The organism is Streptosporangium sp. G12 (assembly GCF_052983175.1).
The window spans coordinates 1-17,599 of sequence record NZ_JBRIQO010000030.1 but is presented as its reverse complement, the minus strand read 5'-3'; the positions used below and the strand labels follow the sequence as shown (position 1 = coordinate 17,599).

Here is a 17,599-nt window from a genome sequence, read left to right as displayed (position 1 = left end):
GGTGATATGGACGCACCAGGTTGGCGTGGCCCGGAGGAATCTCTGGGCACGTCCCAGGCCAAGAGCGGGCGAGATCGTTTGATCCGTCCGTATGCTGTGACCGGGGGCAGGACCGCTCCTCGGATGCAGCTCGCTCTCGAGGCGCTGGTCTCCTCGGCGACGTTTGCGGGCGTGGATCCCACCACGCTCTCCACGGAATATCAGGCGATCATCTCGCTGTCCCGGCAGGTGCGCTCGGTTGCCGAGCTCTCCGCCCTGTTGCGCATGCCTCTCGGCGTGACCCGGGTGTTGATCGCGGACATGGCGGCCGAGGGCTTGGTGCAGATCCACCAGCCGTCGCTGGATGCGGGTAAGCCGGATCTCAATTTGCTTGAAAGGGTGCTCAGTGGGCTTCGCAGGCTCTGACGCCGGAATGACGTCGACGAAGATCGTCGTTGCCGGCGGGTTCGGTGTCGGCAAGACGACCTTCGTCGGTGCGGTCTCCGAGATCATGCCGCTGACCACGGAAGCGGTGATGACGGAGGCGAGTGCGGACGTCGACGACCTCTCGCACATTCCGACAAAGCGGACCACCACGGTCGCCATGGACTTCGGCCGGGTCTCGCTGGACCGTGATCTGATCCTGTACCTGTTCGGTACGCCGGGTCAGCACCGGTTCTGGTTCATGTGGGACGACCTGGTCCGCGGCGCGATCGGCGCGATCGTGCTCGTCGACACCCGGCGGCTGGCCGACAGCTTCCCGGCGATCGACTACTTCGAAGAGGCCGGCCTGCCGTTCGTCGTGGCCCTCAACGGGTTCGGCGGATCGCACGTCCACGGTGAGGAGGAGGTGCGGGAGGCTCTGACGATCGCCCCGCACATCCCCGTCGTCCGGACCGACGCCCGGTCCCGCGACGCCGTGAAGTCGACCTTGATCACCTTGGTCGAGCACGTTCTCACCCTCCGGGTCTGACGTCCCGGCGCGGGCCTCGTCCTCATCGGGACGAGGCCCGCGCCTTCGGGGAGACCCGCCTTCACGAAGACCCTCACTCTCGTGGAAGGCGGAGACCGTCCGGTCCGGCCTTCCCGTGCCGGTACCGGAATCGCCGCACGAGGCGAGCGCTGGAACGACGACAAGGCCGATGAGGGAATTACGGACAGATCGTCCGATCCTTATAAGACTTCCTTAATCGGGATCCTTTCCTGCCCGCCGACAGGACCTCGAACGTGAGGACGGCGCGGTATGACGGCGCGTCGGCCTGGCGGGCGGATGGCCGCGAACATGTACACGTCACTTATATTGAAATATAGGGCGTGAATATATTATTTGTGCCCGCATCTGGTTCGTGTCCGGTGCTCTGAAAGACCACCGCCAGGTTGCCGGGCGTCCGCCGGACCGGAACTCCGCCCACTTCGACGGTTTCGCCGGCCGGCCTGACGAGGCCGGCGGCGGGGCGCGGCGGGGTGGACTTCACGGGGTCCGAAAGGCCGGCGACGCGGAGGCCCCGACGCTAGGTTCGGGCTCTTCGGCGGCCCGGTGCGCTTTCTCGCCGCCGCCGTGGGCGTGGGTGAGGCCGGTGATTTCGAGCAAGGTGATTTCCGGAGCGCGATTCGCTGGAACGGGTGCGGGGACTCAAGCGGAGCTTATGGCACCTAGTGGTGTTATGTCTGTTTCGTGCCGCACTGTCGTTCATCGTGAAATATGTTCTAAATTGGAAATTTGATAACACAATAGCGGAATTCGTATTATAGATATGTATGGACGCTAGAATCTGCCGTTCTTCGTTCTGAAGATCGTTTCTTCATGCTGCGCGGCCTTGGGGGATCCATGAGATTACGCTCGTCCATTGCCGGAATCATGGCGCTGGCACTCATCGCGGTCACCGGATGCGGCGGCGCCGAGGAGCCTGGCAGGGACGCCGGCGGCTCCGGCCCGGAGAAGGTCAAGATCAACATCGGCACGATCCCGGTCCTCGACACGGCGCCGCTGCAGATCGCGCTGGAGAAGGGGCTGTTCAGGAAGCAGGGTCTCGATGTCACGCTGAGCATGCTCGCGGGCGGCGCGGAGGCCATTCCCAAGCTCAAGGGCGGCAGCCTGGACGTCAGCTTCGGCAACTACGTCTCCTTCTTCAGCGCCCACGCCAAGGGTGTCATCGACCTCAAAATCGTTTCCGACGGCTTCCGGAGCGCTCCCGGGACGCATACGATCATGGTCGCCAAGGACAGCCCGATCCGGACCGTGGCCGACCTCAAGGGCAAGACCATCGCGGTCAACACCAAGCGCAACATCGCGACGATGCTGGCCCGTGTGGCCGCCAAGGCGCACAACATCGAGCTCGACGAGGACAAGAGCTTCGTGGAGTTCCCCTTCCCGGAGATGGAGAGCGTGCTGAAGGCCGGCACGGCCGACGCCGTCGTGGTCGTGGAGCCGTTCGGCACCTTGATCGGCCGGTCCATCGGCGCCCGGGTCCTCTGGGACCTCTCCCAGGGACCGACCGCGGACTTCCCGATCGCCGGCTACGCGGTGACCTCGGAGTTCGCCAAGGCGAACCCCAACACCGTGGCGGCGTTCCAGCGGGTGATGGCGGAGGCCAAGGCGCTCGCGGCCGACCGGGCGAACGTGATCGCGGCCATCCCGAAATACACCAAGATCACCGCGGACACGGCGGCCGACCTCGCCTTCGGAAGCTTCCCCACCACGCTGAACGCCACCGGTCTCCAGCGGGTCACCGACACCATGCGCGAGTCAGGCCTCCTCGACGAGACGCTCAACGTGCAGGACCTCATCATCGCCGGCACGTGAACAGAAACCGTGTCATCCGGGGGGCGATCGGGGCCTGCGCGGCGATGGTCCTCGCCGAGACGGTCATCCGGCTGGGGATCGCCGACCCGGAGGTCGTCCCACCGGTCTCGGTCGTGCTGCTCCGGTCCGTCACGCTGGCGGGGGACCCCCTCTTCCTCGCCGGTGTGGCGGACACGGTCCTGGCCTGGCTGGTCGGCCTGGCTCTGGCCGTCGTCGTGGCGGTCACCGCCGGCGTGGTACTCGGATCGGTTCCGTGGCTCAGCACGCCGAGCCGGGTCGTGGTGGAGTTTCTCCGCCCGATCCCCTCGGTGGCGTTGATCCCGCTGGCGATTCTGCTGTTCGGGGCGGAGACCGAGATGAAGGTGTCCCTGATCCTCTACGCGGCCTCCTGGCCCATCCTGCTCAACACGCTCTACGCGCTTCGGGACGTGGACCCCGTGGCGAAGGACGCGCTGCGTAGTTTCGGCTTCGGTCCCCTGGCCGTGCTCTGGCGGGTCTCGCTGCCCAGCGCGGCACCGTTCGTGGCGACCGGGGTGCGTGTCTCCGCGGGCATCGCGCTGGTCGTGGTCGTGAGCGCCGAACTGCTGAGCGGCGGCACGAGCGGTCTCGGCGTCTTCCTCATCACCGCGGGCAGCTCCGGAGGCAACACCGACGTGATACTGGCCGGTGCGGTCTGGGCGGGAGCGCTCGGCCTCGTCGTCAACGCGCTGCTGCTCCGGGTGGAGCGCGGTCTCTTCGGCTGGCACTTCGCGCGCGCCGAGGAGACGACACGATGAGCCGGGCCGGTACGGCGGCGCGCGGTGTCATCACCGGGGCGGTGTCCCGGTTCTGGCTCGCGGCCGCGTTGATCGCGGTCTGGGAGGTGGCCACCCGGATCATCCAGGAGAGCTACTTCCCGCCGCCGTCGCAGATCGTCGCGACGATGTACGAGCTGTGGTTCTCCGGTCCGGCGAGCCGGCTGTTCCTCACCCAGGACGCGCTGGACGACTTCGGGCACAGCCTGTACAACCTCTTCGGAGGGTGGGCGCTCGCCTGTCTCGCGGGGGTCGCCGTCGGCATCGCGCTGGGCCTGTCCCGCACGCTGGCCGACTACGTGGAGCCCATGGTCCACTTCGGACGGGCGGTTCCGCCGCCCACCCTGATCTCCTTCTACATCGTGGCGTTCCAGCTCGGGACGCCCATGCAGGTGGCGACCATCGTCTCCGGAGTCATCTGGCCGGTGTTGCTCAACACCACCGACGGCGTACGTACGGTGGAGCAGCTCCATCTGGACAGTGCCGAGGTCTTCGGGGTGCGGGGGATCCGGAGGCTGCTGTGGATCATCATTCCCGGCGCGGCTCCCAAGATCGTGGCCGGGCTCCGGATCAGCCTGGGCCTCGCCCTGATCCTGATGGTCCTGTCCGAGCTCATCGGGAGCACCGTGGGCATCGGCTCGCTTCTCATAGGCGCACAGCGCAGCTTCGAACTGCCCCGGATGTGGGCGGGAATCGTGATCCTGGGCCTACTGGGGTACCTGCTCAACGCCGTTTTCGTGGCGGTGGAGAAGCGGGTGCTCAGGTGGCACCTGAACGCGCGGAGTGAGACATGAACCCCCGACGGACATCGAGGACGCCATGCGAGTACTGATCATCGGAGGTGGCATCGGAGGGCTCACCACCGCGCTGAGCCTTCACGCCGCGGGTATCGACTGCGTGATCGCCGAGTCGGCCGTGGAGTTGCGCCCGCTGGGGGTGGGCATCAACCTGCAACCCCACGCCGTCCGGGAGCTGACCGAGCTCGGCGTGGGGGACGAGCTCGCGGAGATCGGCGTCCCGACGGGTTCCATGAACTTCACGGACAGGTTCGGTGCAACGATCCTGTCGCTGCCGCGCGGAAGGTTCGCGGGATACAACTGGCCCCAGTACTCCGTTCACCGCGGTGAGCTGCAGATGCTGCTTCTTTCCGCGGTGCGTGAACGGCTCGGCGCCGGCGCCGTCAGGACCGGGCTGCGGCTGGAGGAATTCGAGCAGGAGGAGGCCGGACCCGCCGGACCCGCCGGCGTCACCGGCGTCACGGTGTCGCTGCGCGACGTGCGGACCGGTGAGCGCCTGAAGGAGACGGCCGACGTCCTCGTGGGCGCGGACGGCATCCACTCGGCCGTGCGTGCCCGGCTGCATCCCGGCGACGGGCCGCTGCTGTGGAACGGGATCCGGATGTGGCGGGGAACGGCCGAGGGGGATCCTTTTCTCGACGGCACCACGATGATCGTCGCGGGTTCCAACCTGTCGGCGAAGTTCGTGGTCTACCCCATCTCGCGGGCTCGGGTCCGGGGGAGAGTGCTGATCAACTGGGTGGCCGAGGTGATGACCGCCGAACCCGGCCCCGTCCCGGCCGCCGACTGGTCCAGACCCGGCCGTCTGGAGGACGTGCTCCCGCATTTCGACGGCTGGAGACTGCCCTACCTGGACGTGCCCGCGCTCATCTCCGGTTCGGAACGGATCCTGGAGTACCCCATGGTGGACAAGGACCCGCTCCCCTCGTGGGGAGCGGGCCGGGTCACCCTGCTGGGAGACGCCGCGCACCCGATGTACCCGGTGGGCGCCAACGGCGGTTCGCAGGCCGTACTGGACGCCCGGGTCCTGGCCAGGGAGCTGGCCGGCGCGACCGATCCGGCCGCGGGACTGGCCGCGTACGAGAAGGAGCGCAGGACCGCCACCACGGGGCTCGTGCTCGCCCATCGTGAGCTGCCCATGGAGAAGACCATCGCGCTGGTCACCGAGCGGGCGCCCGGCGGGTTCGACGACATCGCCGACGTGCTCACGCCGAAGGAACTGGCGGAGATGGCCGCTGCCCAGCAGAGGATCACCGACGTGGACGTGAGCGCCCTCAACGCCCGTTCCTCGTGGAATGCTCGTTATATCGGTATGTAGGAGATTCTGGTGACGGGTGGCCCTGACTGGTGACCGCTGAACCGGCAGGGGGCGAGACCGTCCCCGGGGGACGGGGCGCGCTCCCGGCCCGGAAGCGCGGGCGCGGTTCGCGAGGCGGGCGAAACGGCGACGGCCGGTGACGCGAGGTTCACGTCACCGGCCGCCGACCGTCGTCACACAGCCCCGTCACACAGGCAGGGCCTCCACGACGGAGGCTCCCTGGGGCAGCTCCACCTGCCGGCTGAGCCGGAAGTCGGAGGCCTCCAGCAGTGCGGCGTACTCGGAGGCGCTGCGCTCCATGCCGTCCCCGAACAGGGCGAGCATGCGCATGTCGATGTCCTTGCTGATGTGCGGCCGGTCGTCGTCGGGCACCACGGCCTCCACCAGCAGCACCCGGCCGTCCTCGGAAATGGCCTTACGGACATTGCGCAGAATCTGCACCGAGTCCTCGTCGGACCAGTTGTGGATGACGCTGCTCAACAGATAGGTGTCGCCGCCCTCGGGTACCGAGGCGAAGAAGTCGCCGGAGACGAATTTGCACCGGTCTTCAAGAGCGGCCTCGGTGAAGAACCGCCTGGCGTCTTCGACCACCTGTTCCTGGTCGAAAAGAATGCCCGCGACATTTGAATACCTGTTCAGAACGGCGGCCAGGATGTGGCCCTTGCCGCCGGCCACGTCCACCAGCGTGCGCACGCCGGAGAAGTCGTAGCGCTCGGCCACCGCGTCCGCGAAGGGCTTGGCCCGGACCACCATGTAGTCGTTGAACAGGGCCCCGGCCCGGGGGTTGGCCTTGAGGTAGCCGTACAGCGGGCCGTGCCGCTCGGCGAACCCCGACCTGCCGGTGCGGGCGGTCTGCGGTACCTTGCCCATGCCGTACCAGAAGCCCTCCTCGGCGATCATCCGTACCGCCGGGCGCAGCGAGCCCGGCACGTCGTCGCGGAGGGTGGCTCCGGCCTCGGTCAGCTCGTACACGCCGGGCCGTACCGTCGCGACGATGCCCATGGAGGCGAGTTCGCGCAGCACCCTGCCGAGCGCGGGCGCGTCGGCGCCGCAGCGCCGCGCGAGCTCGTCGACGTCCAGGGGCCCGTCGCGCAGGTGGTCGGCGCAGCCGAGCTCGGCCATCGTGGCGAGGGCGGCGAAGCGGGAGACGCCGCCGATCGCGTCCCAGACCGGTGCCTGTGGGTTGCTCATGGAGATCCTCTCTGTGCGGCGTGCGGCTCCGTGAGGGGGACCGGCACGCCCGGGTCGGGCGTCCACGCCGGAGCGCCGGCGCGCCCGGGCGGGGGGCGCGCCGGCTCCGGCGGGTGTTCTTCACGGCACCGGGAGCCGGGCCCGCCGGCGTTCCCGTCGCGGTCCGGGACCGTGAGCCGGGGCCGTGAGCCCGGGGCGGGGGCCGGCGCCGGGGGCGGGGAGGGCCGGGCTCAGTGGGCCGGGGTGGACGGGCTGGGGATGCCGCGCACCAGGCGGCCGACCTCGGCGCGCAGGTGCACGAAGTCGGGGTGCTCGCGGGTGGTGATCTGGTCGCGCGGCCCCGGCAGGTCCACGCGCAGGTCGCCCACGATCCCGGCGGGCGCCTTGGACAGGACCACGACGCGGTCACCGACGTAGACGCTCTCGTCGATGTCGTGGGTGATCAGCACGATGGTCATGTTGTGCAGGCCTCGGACCCGCAGGGTCAGGTCCTCCAGGTCCTCGCGGGTCTGGGCGTCGACGGAGCCGAACGGCTCGTCCATCAGCAGCAGCGCCGGACGGTAGGCCAGCGCGCGGGCGATGGACACCCGCTGCTGCATGCCGCCGGACAGCTGCCACGGGTATTTGGCCGCGGCGCCCTGCAGCCCGACCTCCTCCAGCGCCTCCAGCGCCGACTCCCTGCGCCGCTGCTTGTCCAGACCCCTGCGGCGCAGCGGGAGCGAGACGTTGTCGGCCACCGACATCCAGGGGAACAGGGAGCGGCTGTAGTCCTGGAACACCACGGCCAGGTTGTCGGGTGTCTGCTCGACGCGGGTGCCGTTGAGCGTGACCTGGCCGCCGCTGGGCCGGATCAGCCCCGCGATGGAGCGCAGCAGGGTGGACTTGCCGCACCCGGAGGGGCCGACGACGCACACCAGCTCGCCCTGGGCGACCTTCAGGTTGATGCCGCCCAGCGCGTTGTGCGCGGTCGGCCCGCTGCCGTATGTATGGGACAGGTTCGTGATTTCGAGCACAGCAGGTCCTCAGGTCGTCTGCTTGGCGGATCGGTGCCAGGACAGGACACGTCGCTCGGCCGCCAGGAACGCCGAGTTGAGCGCGTATCCCAGGACGCCGAGCACCACGATGGTCGCCCACACGCCGGGGAAGTCGTACGACCTCTGGGCGTCCAGGAGCTGGAAGCCGATCCCGTCGGTGCTGCCGATCAGCTCGGAGAGCACCATGAGGATCAGGGCCAGCGACAGGCTGACCCGGAGCCCGGCGAAGATCTTCGGCATGGCCGAGGGCAGGATGATCCGGAACAGCCGCTCGCGGCCCGTCAGCCCGAAGACGCTCGCGGTGTCCAGGTGCTGTCGGTCGACGTGCCTGGCCCCCTCGCAGGCGTTGATCAGGACCGGCCAGACGATGCCGAACGCGATGAAGTTGATCTGCATCCGGGGACCGATGGCGAACAGCGCCAGGAACAACGCCAGCAGCATGGGCGGGGGAATGGCGCGGGCGAACTGCACCAGCGGGTCGACGAGGCGGAAGAGCAGAGGGGAGCGGCCCAGGGCGACCCCGAGGGCGATCCCGACGACCCCGGCCAGCACCCACCCGGCCAGCAGCCGGCCGACGCTCGCGGGAATGTTCTCCAGCGCCGCGTCGGTGAGCCAGAGCCGCTCCGCGGGGCCGGTCAGCCACAACGTGTACGCGCTGGCCATGATCTGCGACGGAGGCGGGAAGCTCAGCATCTCCAGGTAGCGGGTGAGCAGCTCCCACAGCGCCACGACGACCACGACCGGCCACAGCCGGCCGATGACACGCATCGGGCCGCTCATCACACCACCTCCGTACGGGCGGTGTGCCAGCGGAAGAGCCGCCGCTCCGCGAGCACGAACAGGCCGTTGGTGACCACGCCGATGACGCCGGCCCAGATGGCGGCGGCGATGACGTACTCCGTCGCGTCCACACCGCCCGCGCTCTCCAGGACGTAGCTGCCGATGCCGTCGGCGCCGCCGCCGATCAGCTCCGTGCTGATCGCCACGATGAGCGCGATCGCCGACGCCAGCCGGACACCGGTGGCGATGAAGGGCGCGGTGCTCGGCAGGGAGACCCGCCACAGCACGGCCGGTTTCCCGAACCCGAAGCTGCGGAGCGTCTCCTTGGCGAGCGGGTCGACGTCCTTGAGGCCGTACATCGTGTTGATCAGGACAGGCCAGGTCGCCGCGTAGACGACCAGGGTGACCTTCATGTCGAATCTGTCGGAGAACACGGCGAGGGCCAGCGGGATCAGCGCGATCGACGGGATCGGGCGCAGGAACTCCACGATCGGCCGCAGAGCGCCCTCCACACGGGGCAGGGTGCCGAGCAGGAACCCGGCGGGCACCGCGATCGCGACCGTGATCAGCAGACCGGTCGCCCACGCGCCGAGGGTCGAGGCGACGTCGGAGAGGAACTCCCCGTCCGTCACGAGAGCGGCCGCCCGGCCGAGCACCGTGGAGGCCAGCGGGAACGCGATCGGGTCGATCAGCCCGGCCCGGCCCGCGGCCTCCATGACGCAGAACAGCCCCGCGACGCCGAGGACGCCGCAGAGCAGTCTGTTGTCGAGCGGATTGCGCCTTGTCACCCGAGGTTTCCGGGGAGGACGGTCTTGGCCTGGATGGGGCTGGTGAGGTAACCCTGCTCGAGCATGAGGTCGGCGACCCGCTGCAGGCGGGTCTCGTCGAGGCTGGTGGGGAAGGACCCGAGCGTGATGACGGCCGCGGTCGCCGCGTCGATCTTGGTGTAGGTCGGCAGGATCTCCTCGACGGCCTTGCGGTCGGTGGCGGCGATCTGCTGGGCCTTGGCGACCGCGCGCTGGAAGGCGGCGACCGTCTTGGGGTTCTCGTTGGCGAACTTCTCGGTGACGACCACTCCCGCGATGGGGAAGTCGGCGGTGGAGTCGACCATCGTGTCGGCGAGCTTCTGGGCGCCGAGGATCTTCTGCGCCGCGGTCAGGGCCGGCTCCGTCATCCAGGCGGCGTCGACGGTCTTGTTCTTCAGCTGGGCCCCCATCTCGGGGAAGGGGAACTCCACGAACTCCACGTCCTTCTCGGTGAGGCCGTGGGTCTTGAGCACCGTGGTCACCGCCAGGGTGCCGATGTTCTGCTTGCTGTTGACCGCGATCTTCTTGCCCTTGAGGTCCGCGGGCGTCTTGATCCCGGAGTCCTTCGGCACCATGAGGTTGAACGAGTTCGGGGCGGCCTGGTAGAGGTCAGAGATGATCTTCATCTTCTGGCCCTTGGAGACGGCGAGGAAGGTCGAGACGTAGTTCGTCTGCGTGGCGTCCAGGGTGCCGCCGAGGAGACCCTGCTGGGCCTGGGCGCCTCCGGGCACCACCTCGATCTCGACGGTGAGCCCTTCCTCCTTGAAGAAGCCCCTCTTGTTGGCGATGTAGAGCGCGGCCGAGTCGGGGATCGGCAGGGCCCCCATCTTGATGCTGCTCTTCTCCAGACCCCCCGCGTTCGCGGCGGTGGTGTCAGTGGGGGTGTCAGAGCTTCCGCAGGCGCTCAGCGCGAGGGCGGCGGCCACTCCCGCGATGACGGCCCGGCTCGCAAGTTTGAACCTCATGGGTCTCCTTAGCTGCGTTTGACCGCCCCTGCCGGAACTCGCGGTGACTCGACGGGCGACATGGAGGGGGTCCCGGGAGGCATGTTGGTCAAGGGGGGTATGCCGACCGCCGATCAGAGTAGCGGAGTAGATCAGTCAAATTACAAATATTGCCCCTTTCGTCCCTAAGCCACAAAACGGTCACAGGGCTCCCGGTTGACACACTGGTACCAATCGCCGACGGGCGGATCTAGCGGGCGCCGTGAAAGAAGTCAATAAATCTGTTTCGCAACTTTGTGGAAGTTTGCGGTTACAGGACGGAGAGTCATCGCCCGATTGCGGATGCTGTGTGCCTGTTAAGTGAAGAATGTGAGTTATGTGCTGTTGGCCGAACTCATCCGGCTGTGCTCCAATAACCCCTACCCCATGGATGCGTCGGCGTCACTCGCACATCACTGCGTGACGCGATCCCCTCCAAGCAGACGATCCGAGGAGAGGCAGCGGAGGCCAGTGAGGACAGCGTCAATCCCCAGCGAACGCGAATCCGGGCTGGCACCTGCCCTGGGATTCGACAACCAGGGGGGGCAGCCGCGGAGCGGCCCGGGTCAGGACCTCGACGGTCGCGACTCCGAGAAGTCCGAGAGGAACGGCAGCAGGCTCGCGCTCAAGAACTGGCGAGTGAGATCGCGGCTGATCGCGCTCATCGTCATTCCCACCGTCGCCGCGATCGTGCTGGGCGGCCTGCGGGTCACCACCTCGATCAGCAGCGCCGCCGAGTACGAACGCGTGCGCGCCACCGCCGAACTCACCGCCGGTCTCAGCGACCTGGTCGACGAGCTGCAGCTCGAGCGGGACCTGTCGGCCCGGCACGTGGCGGGAGGCCGCCAGGCCAGCAGCAAGGCGAGCCTGCGCAAGCAGTACGAGTCCGTCGACCAGGTCGTCGGGCCGGTGAGCCTCCTCGTCAACGGGGCCATGGACAACAGCGGTCTCCTGGGATCCCTCGGCACCCGGGGCGAGACCGAGCTCACCCAGATCCGCCGCCGCATCGACGAGCTCAAGAGCCTGCGCGAACTGGCCGCGGGCGCGGCCACCCAGGTGCCGGCCCAGCCCACGATCGCCATGTACTCCCGTACCATCGCGGACCTGCTGGCCCTGCACGACGAGATCATCCAGGGTGTCTCCGACCAGGACCTCACCAGCGGCGCGGCCGCGTTCGCCGCGCTGACCAGGGCCAAGGAGCAGGCGTCCAGGGAACGGGCGAACCTCGCCGCCGCCCTCGTCGTCAGGGGGTTCAGCGCCGAAGGCCTCGACGCCATGCTGGCCGCCCGGGCGCAGTTCGACAGCGAGCTCGCGACCTTCCGCTCCGAGGCGTCGATCCAGCAGCGCCAGCTCTACGACGACACGGTCAGCAGCCAGAAGAAGGACCGCGCGGCGGCGACGCGCGCCCGCGCCATCTTCCTGGCCCTCAACGGCCGGCCGCTGGTGAACGTCGACGTCTCCAAGAGCGAGCTCAACGACCTGCCCTCCTGGTTCGACTCCTCCACCGACATCATCGAGCGCATGCGCGTGGTGGAGGAACAGGTCGCCAAGACCCTCATCATGCAGAGCGCGGACCTGCAGGCGTCCGAGCAGCGCGGCGCGCTGATCGCCGCCGGGCTGAGCGGACTGCTGCTGCTCCTCGTCCTGATCGTCACCGCCGTCATGGCGAGGTCGCTGGTCAGGCCGCTGCGCAGGCTCCGTACCGAGGCGCTTTCCATCGCCGGCCAGCGCCTCCCCGAGACCGTCCAGACGATGCGCGAGAGCGGCGAGGTCTCGGCCACCGACATCACCCCGATCGGCGTCGCCTCCGACGACGAGATCGGTGAGGTGGCCCGGGCCTTCGACGAGGTCCACCGTGAGGCCGTACGGCTGGCGGGCCAGGAGGCCACGCTGCGGAGCAACGTCAACTCGATGTTCGTCAACCTCTCCCGGCGCAGCCAGACCCTGGTCGAACGCCAGCTCTCCCTCATCGAGAGCCTGGAGCAGGGCGAGCAGGACGAGGGCCGGCTCGGCAGCCTCTTCCGGCTCGACCACCTCGCCACCCGCATGCGCCGCAACTCCGAGAACCTCCTGGTCCTCGCGGGCCAGGAGCCCGCCCGCCGGTGGAGCCAGCCGGTCCCGCTCATCGACGTGGTCCGCGCCTCGCTGTCGGAGGTCGAGAACTACGAACGGGTCGACCTGCAGCTGTCCGCCGGCGTGTCCGTGGTGGGCACCTCCGTCAACGACGTCGTCCACCTGATCGCGGAGCTCGTGGAGAACGCGATCTCCTTCTCCCCCCGCGAGACCAAGGTGATCGTCTCCAGCAACCGCATCGACGGCGGCGGGGTGATGGTCTCGGTGACCGACATCGGCATCGGCATGACCGCCGAGGAGCTCTCCCAGGCCAACTGGCGGCTGGCCAACCCGCCGGTGGTGGACGTCTCCGTCTCCCGCCGGATGGGCCTGTTCGTGGTCGGCCGCCTCGCCCTGCGGCACGGCATCCGCGTCCAGCTCAGGCAGCAGGACAGCGGTGGCCTGACCGCGATGGTCCTGCTCCCGGAGAACCTGCTCGCCGTCACCAACCGCCCGGGCGGGACCTCCCCCAGCATGCAGAGCGGGGACTGGGCCGGGTCCATGGCCTCCATGGACCGCCCGCCCGTGCTGGCCAGCCCCACCGCCCCCCCGATGCCGTCCTTCGCCTCGTTCGAGGCCGCCCACCAGAACTCGTTCGCCTCCTTCGACATGGGGCAGCAGTTCAACTCCTTCGAGGCCTCGCAGCCTCCCTTCGGAGGCAGCCAGTTCGGGCAGGCGCCCGTCGACACCCCCTGGCCGGGACAGGCGCCGTCGCCCGGCACCGACCCCGGCCACGGCTGGCCGAACGCCTCCCAGCCCGACCCCTCGGGATGGCGGCAGGGACAGGGCGGGCCCCGCGGTGACGCGGGGTCGTGGTCCACGGGCCCGAACACGGCCCCGCGCAGCGACGCCCCCGTCTGGCCCGGCGGTCAGCAGAGCAGGGACACCGGCTCCGACGTCTGGTCCACCTCCTCGCGCGGCGACTCCGGAGGCTGGCCGTCCACCGGCAACTCCGGGCCGTTCGGGCGACGCGTCTTCGACCCGGCGGACAACACCGGCCCGCTGCCGGTGATCCCCGACGCCTCGCCCATGGAAGAGGCGAAGGAGGAGTTCCTGCCGATCTTCGCGGCCGTCGAGTCCGACTGGTTCAAGAAGGTCGAGCCGGCCCCGGCCGTCCAGGAGCGGGCCGAAGAGGCCCCCCAGGTTCAGGCCCAGGCCGTTCAGGAGACCGTCCAGCTCTCGCAACCGGCCACCCCCGCACCGGGCGGCTGGTCGTCGCCCGCCGACGCGGGCTGGCAGGCCGCCAAGGCCGCCAGCGAGCCCTCGCTCGGCGGGGTCACCGGTTCGGGGCTGCCCAAGCGGGTGCCCAAGGCGAACCTGGTACCCGGTACGGCCGCGCCCGACCTGAGCGCGGCCCCCCAAACTCCCGTGCACCGGCCGACGGTCTCCCCCGAGGCGGTGCGCAGCAGGCTGGCGAGCTTCCAGCAGGGAGTACGGCAGGGGCGCGCGGCCGCCAGGGGCGGCGCCGGAGACGGGCGGCCGTATCCCGACTTCGGCCGGGATGTTGAAGGAAACAAGGAGGACCGGTGAGCGAGCTCATCATGGTCGCCAAGGAGGATGACACGTGCGCGAAATGAGCCAGGCCGCCCGGGGGGTCAATTGGCTGATCACCGACTTTGTGAACAACGTCCCAGGTGTGGCGCACACGGTCGTCGTGTCAGCCGACGGTCTGCCGTTGGCGTACTCGGACGGATTTCCCAGGGACAGGGCGGACCAGCTGGCCGCGGTCGCGGCCGGCCTGATCAGCCTGACCCAGGGTGCCTCGCGGGTTTTCGAGGGCGGTGCGGTCACCCAGACCGTGGTTGAGATGCAACGAGGGCTGCTCCTCATCATGTCCATCAGTGACGGTTCCTGTCTGGCGGTGCTGGCCGCCGCCGACTGTGACATGGGGCTGGTGGCCTACCAGATGACGATGCTCGTCGAGCGGGCGGGTCAGGTGCTGACCCCGGCAGTCCGCGCCGAACTGCAGTCTTCCCACTCACGGTGACGGCGATGACGCTAGGAGGCTGTCGTGGCAGGCCGCGGCTGGACCGGTGAGGGCGACCCGCACGGCGGGTATCCCTATCAATCAATGGACGACCCCCACCGGCATCAGGGCGGTCCTTCCCATCTCATGCACCCGGCGCCGTCGGAGCAGAGCTCCCTCGTCCGTCCGTATGCCGTGACCGGGGGGCGCACCGCCCCCCGGACCCAACTCGCCCTGGAGGCCCTGGTCTCCTCGGCGACCTCCATACATCATGATTTATCCACCCGCACCCCGGAGTATCAGGCGATCAGCGCCCTGTGCCGGCAAGTGCGTTCGGTCGCTGAGATCTCCGCGATGCTCCGCATCCCGCTCGGCGTGACCAGGATCCTGGTGGCCGACATGGCCGCCGAGGCCCTGGTGCAGATCCACCAGCCGCAGCTGGACGCGGGCAAGCCGGATCTCAACCTGCTGGAAAGGGTGCTCAGTGGACTTCGCAGGCTCTAGCCGCGGCGGCGGCCTGACATCGACGAAAATCGTCGTCGCCGGGGGATTCGGTGTTGGCAAGACCACCTTCGTGGGGGCGGTGTCGGAGATTCTGCCGCTGACCACGGAGGCGGTGATGACCGACGCCAGCGCCGGGATCGACGATCTCGGCCTCACACCGAACAAGACCACCACCACGGTCGCGATGGACTTCGGCCGCGTCTCGCTGGACCGGGACCTGATCCTGTACCTGTTCGGTACGCCGGGTCAGCACCGGTTCTGGTTCATGTGGGACGACCTGGTCCGCGGCGCGATCGGCGCGATCGTGCTCGTCGACACCCGGCGGCTGGCCGACAGCTTCCCGGCGATCGACTACTTCGAAGAGGCCAAGCTCCCCTTCGTCGTCGCGGTCAACGGCTGGGACGGCACCTACCTCCACGGTGAGGAGGAGGTGCGCGAGGCGCTGACGCTGGCCCCGCACATCCCCATCTCCCGGACCGACGCCCGCTCGCGCGACGCGGTGAAGGCCACGCTCATCACGCTCGTGGAGCACGCGCTCACCATGCGGATGGCCGTCCCCGGCTGGGGTCGCTGACCGCTGGAGGGCGTCAGTCGCACCTCCCAGCGGATAGGCTGGGAGGTCGAGTCGCAGACCTGTAGCGCAGAGGCTGGCCAATCACGTGTTCGAGACGCTTTCCGACCGGCTGACATCGGTCTTCTCCTCCCTTCGATCCAAGGGTCGGCTGTCCGAAGCCGACATCGACGCGACCTGCCGCGAGATCCGCATCGCGCTGCTCGAGGCCGACGTCGCGCTGCCCGTGGTCAAGGCGTTCGTCGCCCAGGTCAAGGAGCGCGCCCGCGGCGTCGAGGTCTCCCAGGCGCTGAACCCGGCGCAGCAGGTCGTGAAGATCGTCAACGACGAGCTCATCGAGATCCTCGGTGGTGAGACCAGGCGGCTTCGCTACGCGAAGAACCCGCCGACCGTCATCATGCTCGCGGGTCTGCAGGGCGCGGGCAAGACGACCCTGGCCGGCAAGCTGGCCCGCTGGCTGCGCGAGCAGAGCCACACGCCGCTGCTGGTCGCCGCCGACCTCCAGCGGCCCAACGCCGTCCAGCAGCTCTCGGTCGTGGCCGAGCGCGCGGGCGTCGCGGTCTACGCGCCCGAGCCGGGCAACGGCGTCGGCGACCCGGTCGCCGTGGCCCGCCAGTCGATCGACCACGCCAAGCGGCAGCAGCACGACATCGTCATCATCGACACCGCGGGCCGCCTGGGCATCGACCAGGAGCTGATGAGGCAGGCGGCCGACATCCGCGACGCGGTCTCGCCCGACGAGGTCCTGTTCGTCGTCGACGCCATGATCGGCCAGGACGCCGTCTCCACGGCCCAGGCCTTCATGGAGGGCGTGGGTTTCGACGGCGTCGTGCTGACCAAGCTCGACGGCGACGCCCGCGGTGGCGCCGCCCTGTCGGTCCGCCACATCACCGGCAGGCCGATCATGTTCGCGTCGACCGGTGAGAAGCTCGAGGACTTCGACGCCTTCCACCCCGACCGGATGGCGTCCCGCATCCTCGACATGGGTGACATCCTCACCCTGATCGAGCAGGCCCAGAAGACCTTCGACGAGGCCGAGGCCGCCAAGATGGCGAGCAAGCTCACCTCGGGCGAGGGCTTCACCCTGGAGGACTTCCTCGAGCAGATGATGATGGTCCAGAAGATGGGCCCCATCAAGAACCTGCTCGGGATGATGCCCGGCATGGGACAGATGCGCGAGCAGCTCAACCAGGTCGACGACCGCGATCTCGACCGCATCGCCGCCATCATCCGCTCGATGACCCCTGCCGAGCGTCACAACCCGAAGATGATCGACGGCTCCCGCCGGGCCCGTATCGCCAGGGGTTCCGGCGTGACGGTGACCGAGGTGAGCGGGCTGGTCACCCGTTTCTTCGACGCCCAGAAGATGATGAAGCGGATGGCCGGCGGCATGGGCATCCCCGGCATGCCGGGCGGTCGCAAGGGCGGCAAGGCCGCGCAGAAGAAGGCGGCCAAGGGGCGCAGGGTCAGCGGTGACCCGCGCAAGGCGGCGCTCGGCAAGGCCGTCCCCGACAAGACCGACGAGCCCGCGACCCCCGCGGGGAGCGGCCTCCTCGGCAAGCTGGGCTCCCGGCAGCAGCTGCCGCCGGGCCTGGAGCTGCCGCCGGGCTTCGACCCCTCGAAGTTCAAGCTCCCGGGACAGAAATGAGCGACGACGGCTTCCACTCGCGCGCCAGGTGGATCTGGGTGATCATCGTCGGGGGTTTCATCCTCGTCGCCGTGCTCGAGCTCCTCGGGGTACGCCCCAAGTAGTGCCCCGCGCCGCCCCCCGATCCGATCGGCGCGGCGTTCGGCCGTGCCCCGCCGCCCGCGTGGATCTGGATCGTGGTCGACCGGGCGGCCGCCACGAAAGCCGCGGTTCTCGCGGCCGGCCGCCCGGCCGGTCCTAGGAGCTGTTCGAGGTTCGGATCATGTGGTTGAAGTGAGGAGTTTCAGCCACATGATCGAGCCTCGGAGGTGGA

The 17,599-nt window shown here is 69.0% G+C and carries 16 protein-coding genes; 11 read left to right on the top strand and 5 right to left on the bottom strand.

Annotation, left to right across the window (positions count from 1 at the left end; genetic code table 11):
• Positions 1-6: 6 nt before the first annotated feature.
• From ACVCAG_RS36890 to ACVCAG_RS36865, 6 genes are all read left to right on the top strand, one after another.
• Positions 7-405, top strand: a complete 399-nt coding sequence (locus ACVCAG_RS36890) for a DUF742 domain-containing protein (RefSeq protein ID WP_362680287.1) — start codon at positions 7-9, stop codon at positions 403-405.
• Between the two features lie 7 nt (positions 406-412).
• The gene (locus ACVCAG_RS36885) at positions 413-952 is read left to right on the top strand and encodes an ATP/GTP-binding protein (RefSeq protein ID WP_440086897.1); all 540 of its coding nucleotides are present in this window, start codon (positions 413-415) and stop codon (positions 950-952) included.
• 885 nt (positions 953-1,837) lie between these two features.
• Positions 1,838-2,782 carry an MqnA/MqnD/SBP family protein gene (locus tag ACVCAG_RS36880; protein WP_440086896.1) on the top strand — a complete coding sequence of 315 codons (945 nt, stop codon included), beginning with the start codon at positions 1,838-1,840 and terminating at the stop codon, positions 2,780-2,782.
• Positions 2,779-3,558 carry an ABC transporter permease subunit gene (locus ACVCAG_RS36875; RefSeq protein WP_440086895.1) on the top strand — a complete coding sequence of 260 codons (780 nt, stop codon included), beginning with the start codon at positions 2,779-2,781 and terminating at the stop codon, positions 3,556-3,558. The genes ACVCAG_RS36880 and ACVCAG_RS36875 overlap by 4 nt, the downstream gene beginning before the upstream one ends.
• Positions 3,555-4,370: an ABC transporter permease subunit gene (locus ACVCAG_RS36870; protein ID WP_440086894.1), complete on the top strand. Its 816-nt coding sequence runs from the start codon at positions 3,555-3,557 to the stop codon at positions 4,368-4,370. Before ACVCAG_RS36875 ends, ACVCAG_RS36870 begins: the two co-directional genes overlap by 4 nt.
• Before the next feature lie 25 nt (positions 4,371-4,395).
• Positions 4,396-5,691, top strand: a complete 1,296-nt coding sequence (locus ACVCAG_RS36865; protein ID WP_440086893.1) for a flavin-dependent oxidoreductase — start codon at positions 4,396-4,398, stop codon at positions 5,689-5,691.
• Positions 5,692-5,877: 186 nt separating this feature from the next.
• Here the strand turns inward: ACVCAG_RS36865 and ACVCAG_RS36860 are convergent, their stop codons facing one another.
• From ACVCAG_RS36860 to ACVCAG_RS36840, 5 genes are all read right to left on the bottom strand, one after another.
• The gene (locus tag ACVCAG_RS36860) at positions 5,878-6,882 is read right to left on the bottom strand and encodes a methyltransferase (RefSeq protein WP_440086892.1); all 1,005 of its coding nucleotides are present in this window, start codon (positions 6,880-6,882) and stop codon (positions 5,878-5,880) included.
• 230 nt (positions 6,883-7,112) lie between these two features.
• Positions 7,113-7,895: an ATP-binding cassette domain-containing protein gene (locus ACVCAG_RS36855; RefSeq protein ID WP_440086891.1), complete on the bottom strand. Its 783-nt coding sequence runs from the start codon at positions 7,893-7,895 to the stop codon at positions 7,113-7,115.
• A gap of 9 nt (positions 7,896-7,904) precedes the next feature.
• Positions 7,905-8,696, bottom strand: a complete 792-nt coding sequence (locus ACVCAG_RS36850) for an ABC transporter permease subunit (protein WP_440086890.1) — start codon at positions 8,694-8,696, stop codon at positions 7,905-7,907.
• Positions 8,696-9,484 carry an ABC transporter permease subunit gene (locus ACVCAG_RS36845; RefSeq protein ID WP_440086889.1) on the bottom strand — a complete coding sequence of 263 codons (789 nt, stop codon included), beginning with the start codon at positions 9,482-9,484 and terminating at the stop codon, positions 8,696-8,698. Before ACVCAG_RS36845 ends, ACVCAG_RS36850 begins: the two co-directional genes overlap by 1 nt.
• On the bottom strand, positions 9,481-10,467 hold the full coding sequence (locus ACVCAG_RS36840) for an ABC transporter substrate-binding protein (RefSeq protein WP_440086888.1): 987 nt from the start codon (positions 10,465-10,467) through the stop codon (positions 9,481-9,483). The genes ACVCAG_RS36845 and ACVCAG_RS36840 overlap by 4 nt, the downstream gene beginning before the upstream one ends.
• 489 nt (positions 10,468-10,956) lie before the next feature.
• Between ACVCAG_RS36840 and ACVCAG_RS36835 the strand changes: the two genes are divergently transcribed.
• The 5 genes from ACVCAG_RS36835 to ffh all read left to right on the top strand — a co-directional run bounded on the left by ACVCAG_RS36835 (position 10,957) and on the right by ffh (position 17,286).
• The gene (locus tag ACVCAG_RS36835) at positions 10,957-14,127 is read left to right on the top strand and encodes a nitrate- and nitrite sensing domain-containing protein (RefSeq protein WP_440086887.1); all 3,171 of its coding nucleotides are present in this window, start codon (positions 10,957-10,959) and stop codon (positions 14,125-14,127) included.
• A 43-nt stretch (positions 14,128-14,170) separates the two neighbouring features.
• Positions 14,171-14,584, top strand: a complete 414-nt coding sequence (locus ACVCAG_RS36830; protein ID WP_326646986.1) for a roadblock/LC7 domain-containing protein — start codon at positions 14,171-14,173, stop codon at positions 14,582-14,584.
• 24 nt (positions 14,585-14,608) lie between these two features.
• Positions 14,609-15,067, top strand: a complete 459-nt coding sequence (locus tag ACVCAG_RS36825) for a DUF742 domain-containing protein (protein ID WP_440086886.1) — start codon at positions 14,609-14,611, stop codon at positions 15,065-15,067.
• 13 nt (positions 15,068-15,080) lie between these two features.
• Positions 15,081-15,641, top strand: a complete 561-nt coding sequence (locus ACVCAG_RS36820) for a GTP-binding protein (RefSeq protein ID WP_031158879.1) — start codon at positions 15,081-15,083, stop codon at positions 15,639-15,641.
• An 85-nt stretch (positions 15,642-15,726) separates the two neighbouring features.
• A complete protein-coding gene (gene ffh, locus ACVCAG_RS36815) occupies positions 15,727-17,286 on the top strand; it encodes a signal recognition particle protein (protein WP_440086884.1) in 1,560 nt (519 codons plus the stop codon).
• Positions 17,287-17,599: the final 313 nt, after the last annotated feature.

Bases quoted from the DNA above. Each gene is read 5' to 3' on its own strand.
- ACVCAG_RS36890 (WP_362680287.1), top strand. From the start codon at position 7: ATGGACGCACCAGGTTGGCGTGGCCCGGAGGAATCTCTGGGCACGTCC.
- ACVCAG_RS36885 (WP_440086897.1), top strand. From the start codon at position 413: ATGACGTCGACGAAGATCGTCGTTGCCGGCGGGTTCGGTGTCGGCAAG.
- ACVCAG_RS36880 (WP_440086896.1), top strand. From the start codon at position 1,838: ATGGCGCTGGCACTCATCGCGGTCACCGGATGCGGCGGCGCCGAGGAG.
- ACVCAG_RS36870 (WP_440086894.1), top strand. From the start codon at position 3,555: ATGAGCCGGGCCGGTACGGCGGCGCGCGGTGTCATCACCGGGGCGGTG.
- ACVCAG_RS36865 (WP_440086893.1), top strand. From the start codon at position 4,396: ATGCGAGTACTGATCATCGGAGGTGGCATCGGAGGGCTCACCACCGCG.
- ACVCAG_RS36860 (WP_440086892.1), bottom strand. From the start codon at position 6,882: ATGAGCAACCCACAGGCACCGGTCTGGGACGCGATCGGCGGCGTCTCC.
- ACVCAG_RS36850 (WP_440086890.1), bottom strand. From the start codon at position 8,696: ATGAGCGGCCCGATGCGTGTCATCGGCCGGCTGTGGCCGGTCGTGGTC.
- ACVCAG_RS36840 (WP_440086888.1), bottom strand. From the start codon at position 10,467: ATGAGGTTCAAACTTGCGAGCCGGGCCGTCATCGCGGGAGTGGCCGCC.
- ACVCAG_RS36830 (WP_326646986.1), top strand. From the start codon at position 14,171: ATGAGCCAGGCCGCCCGGGGGGTCAATTGGCTGATCACCGACTTTGTG.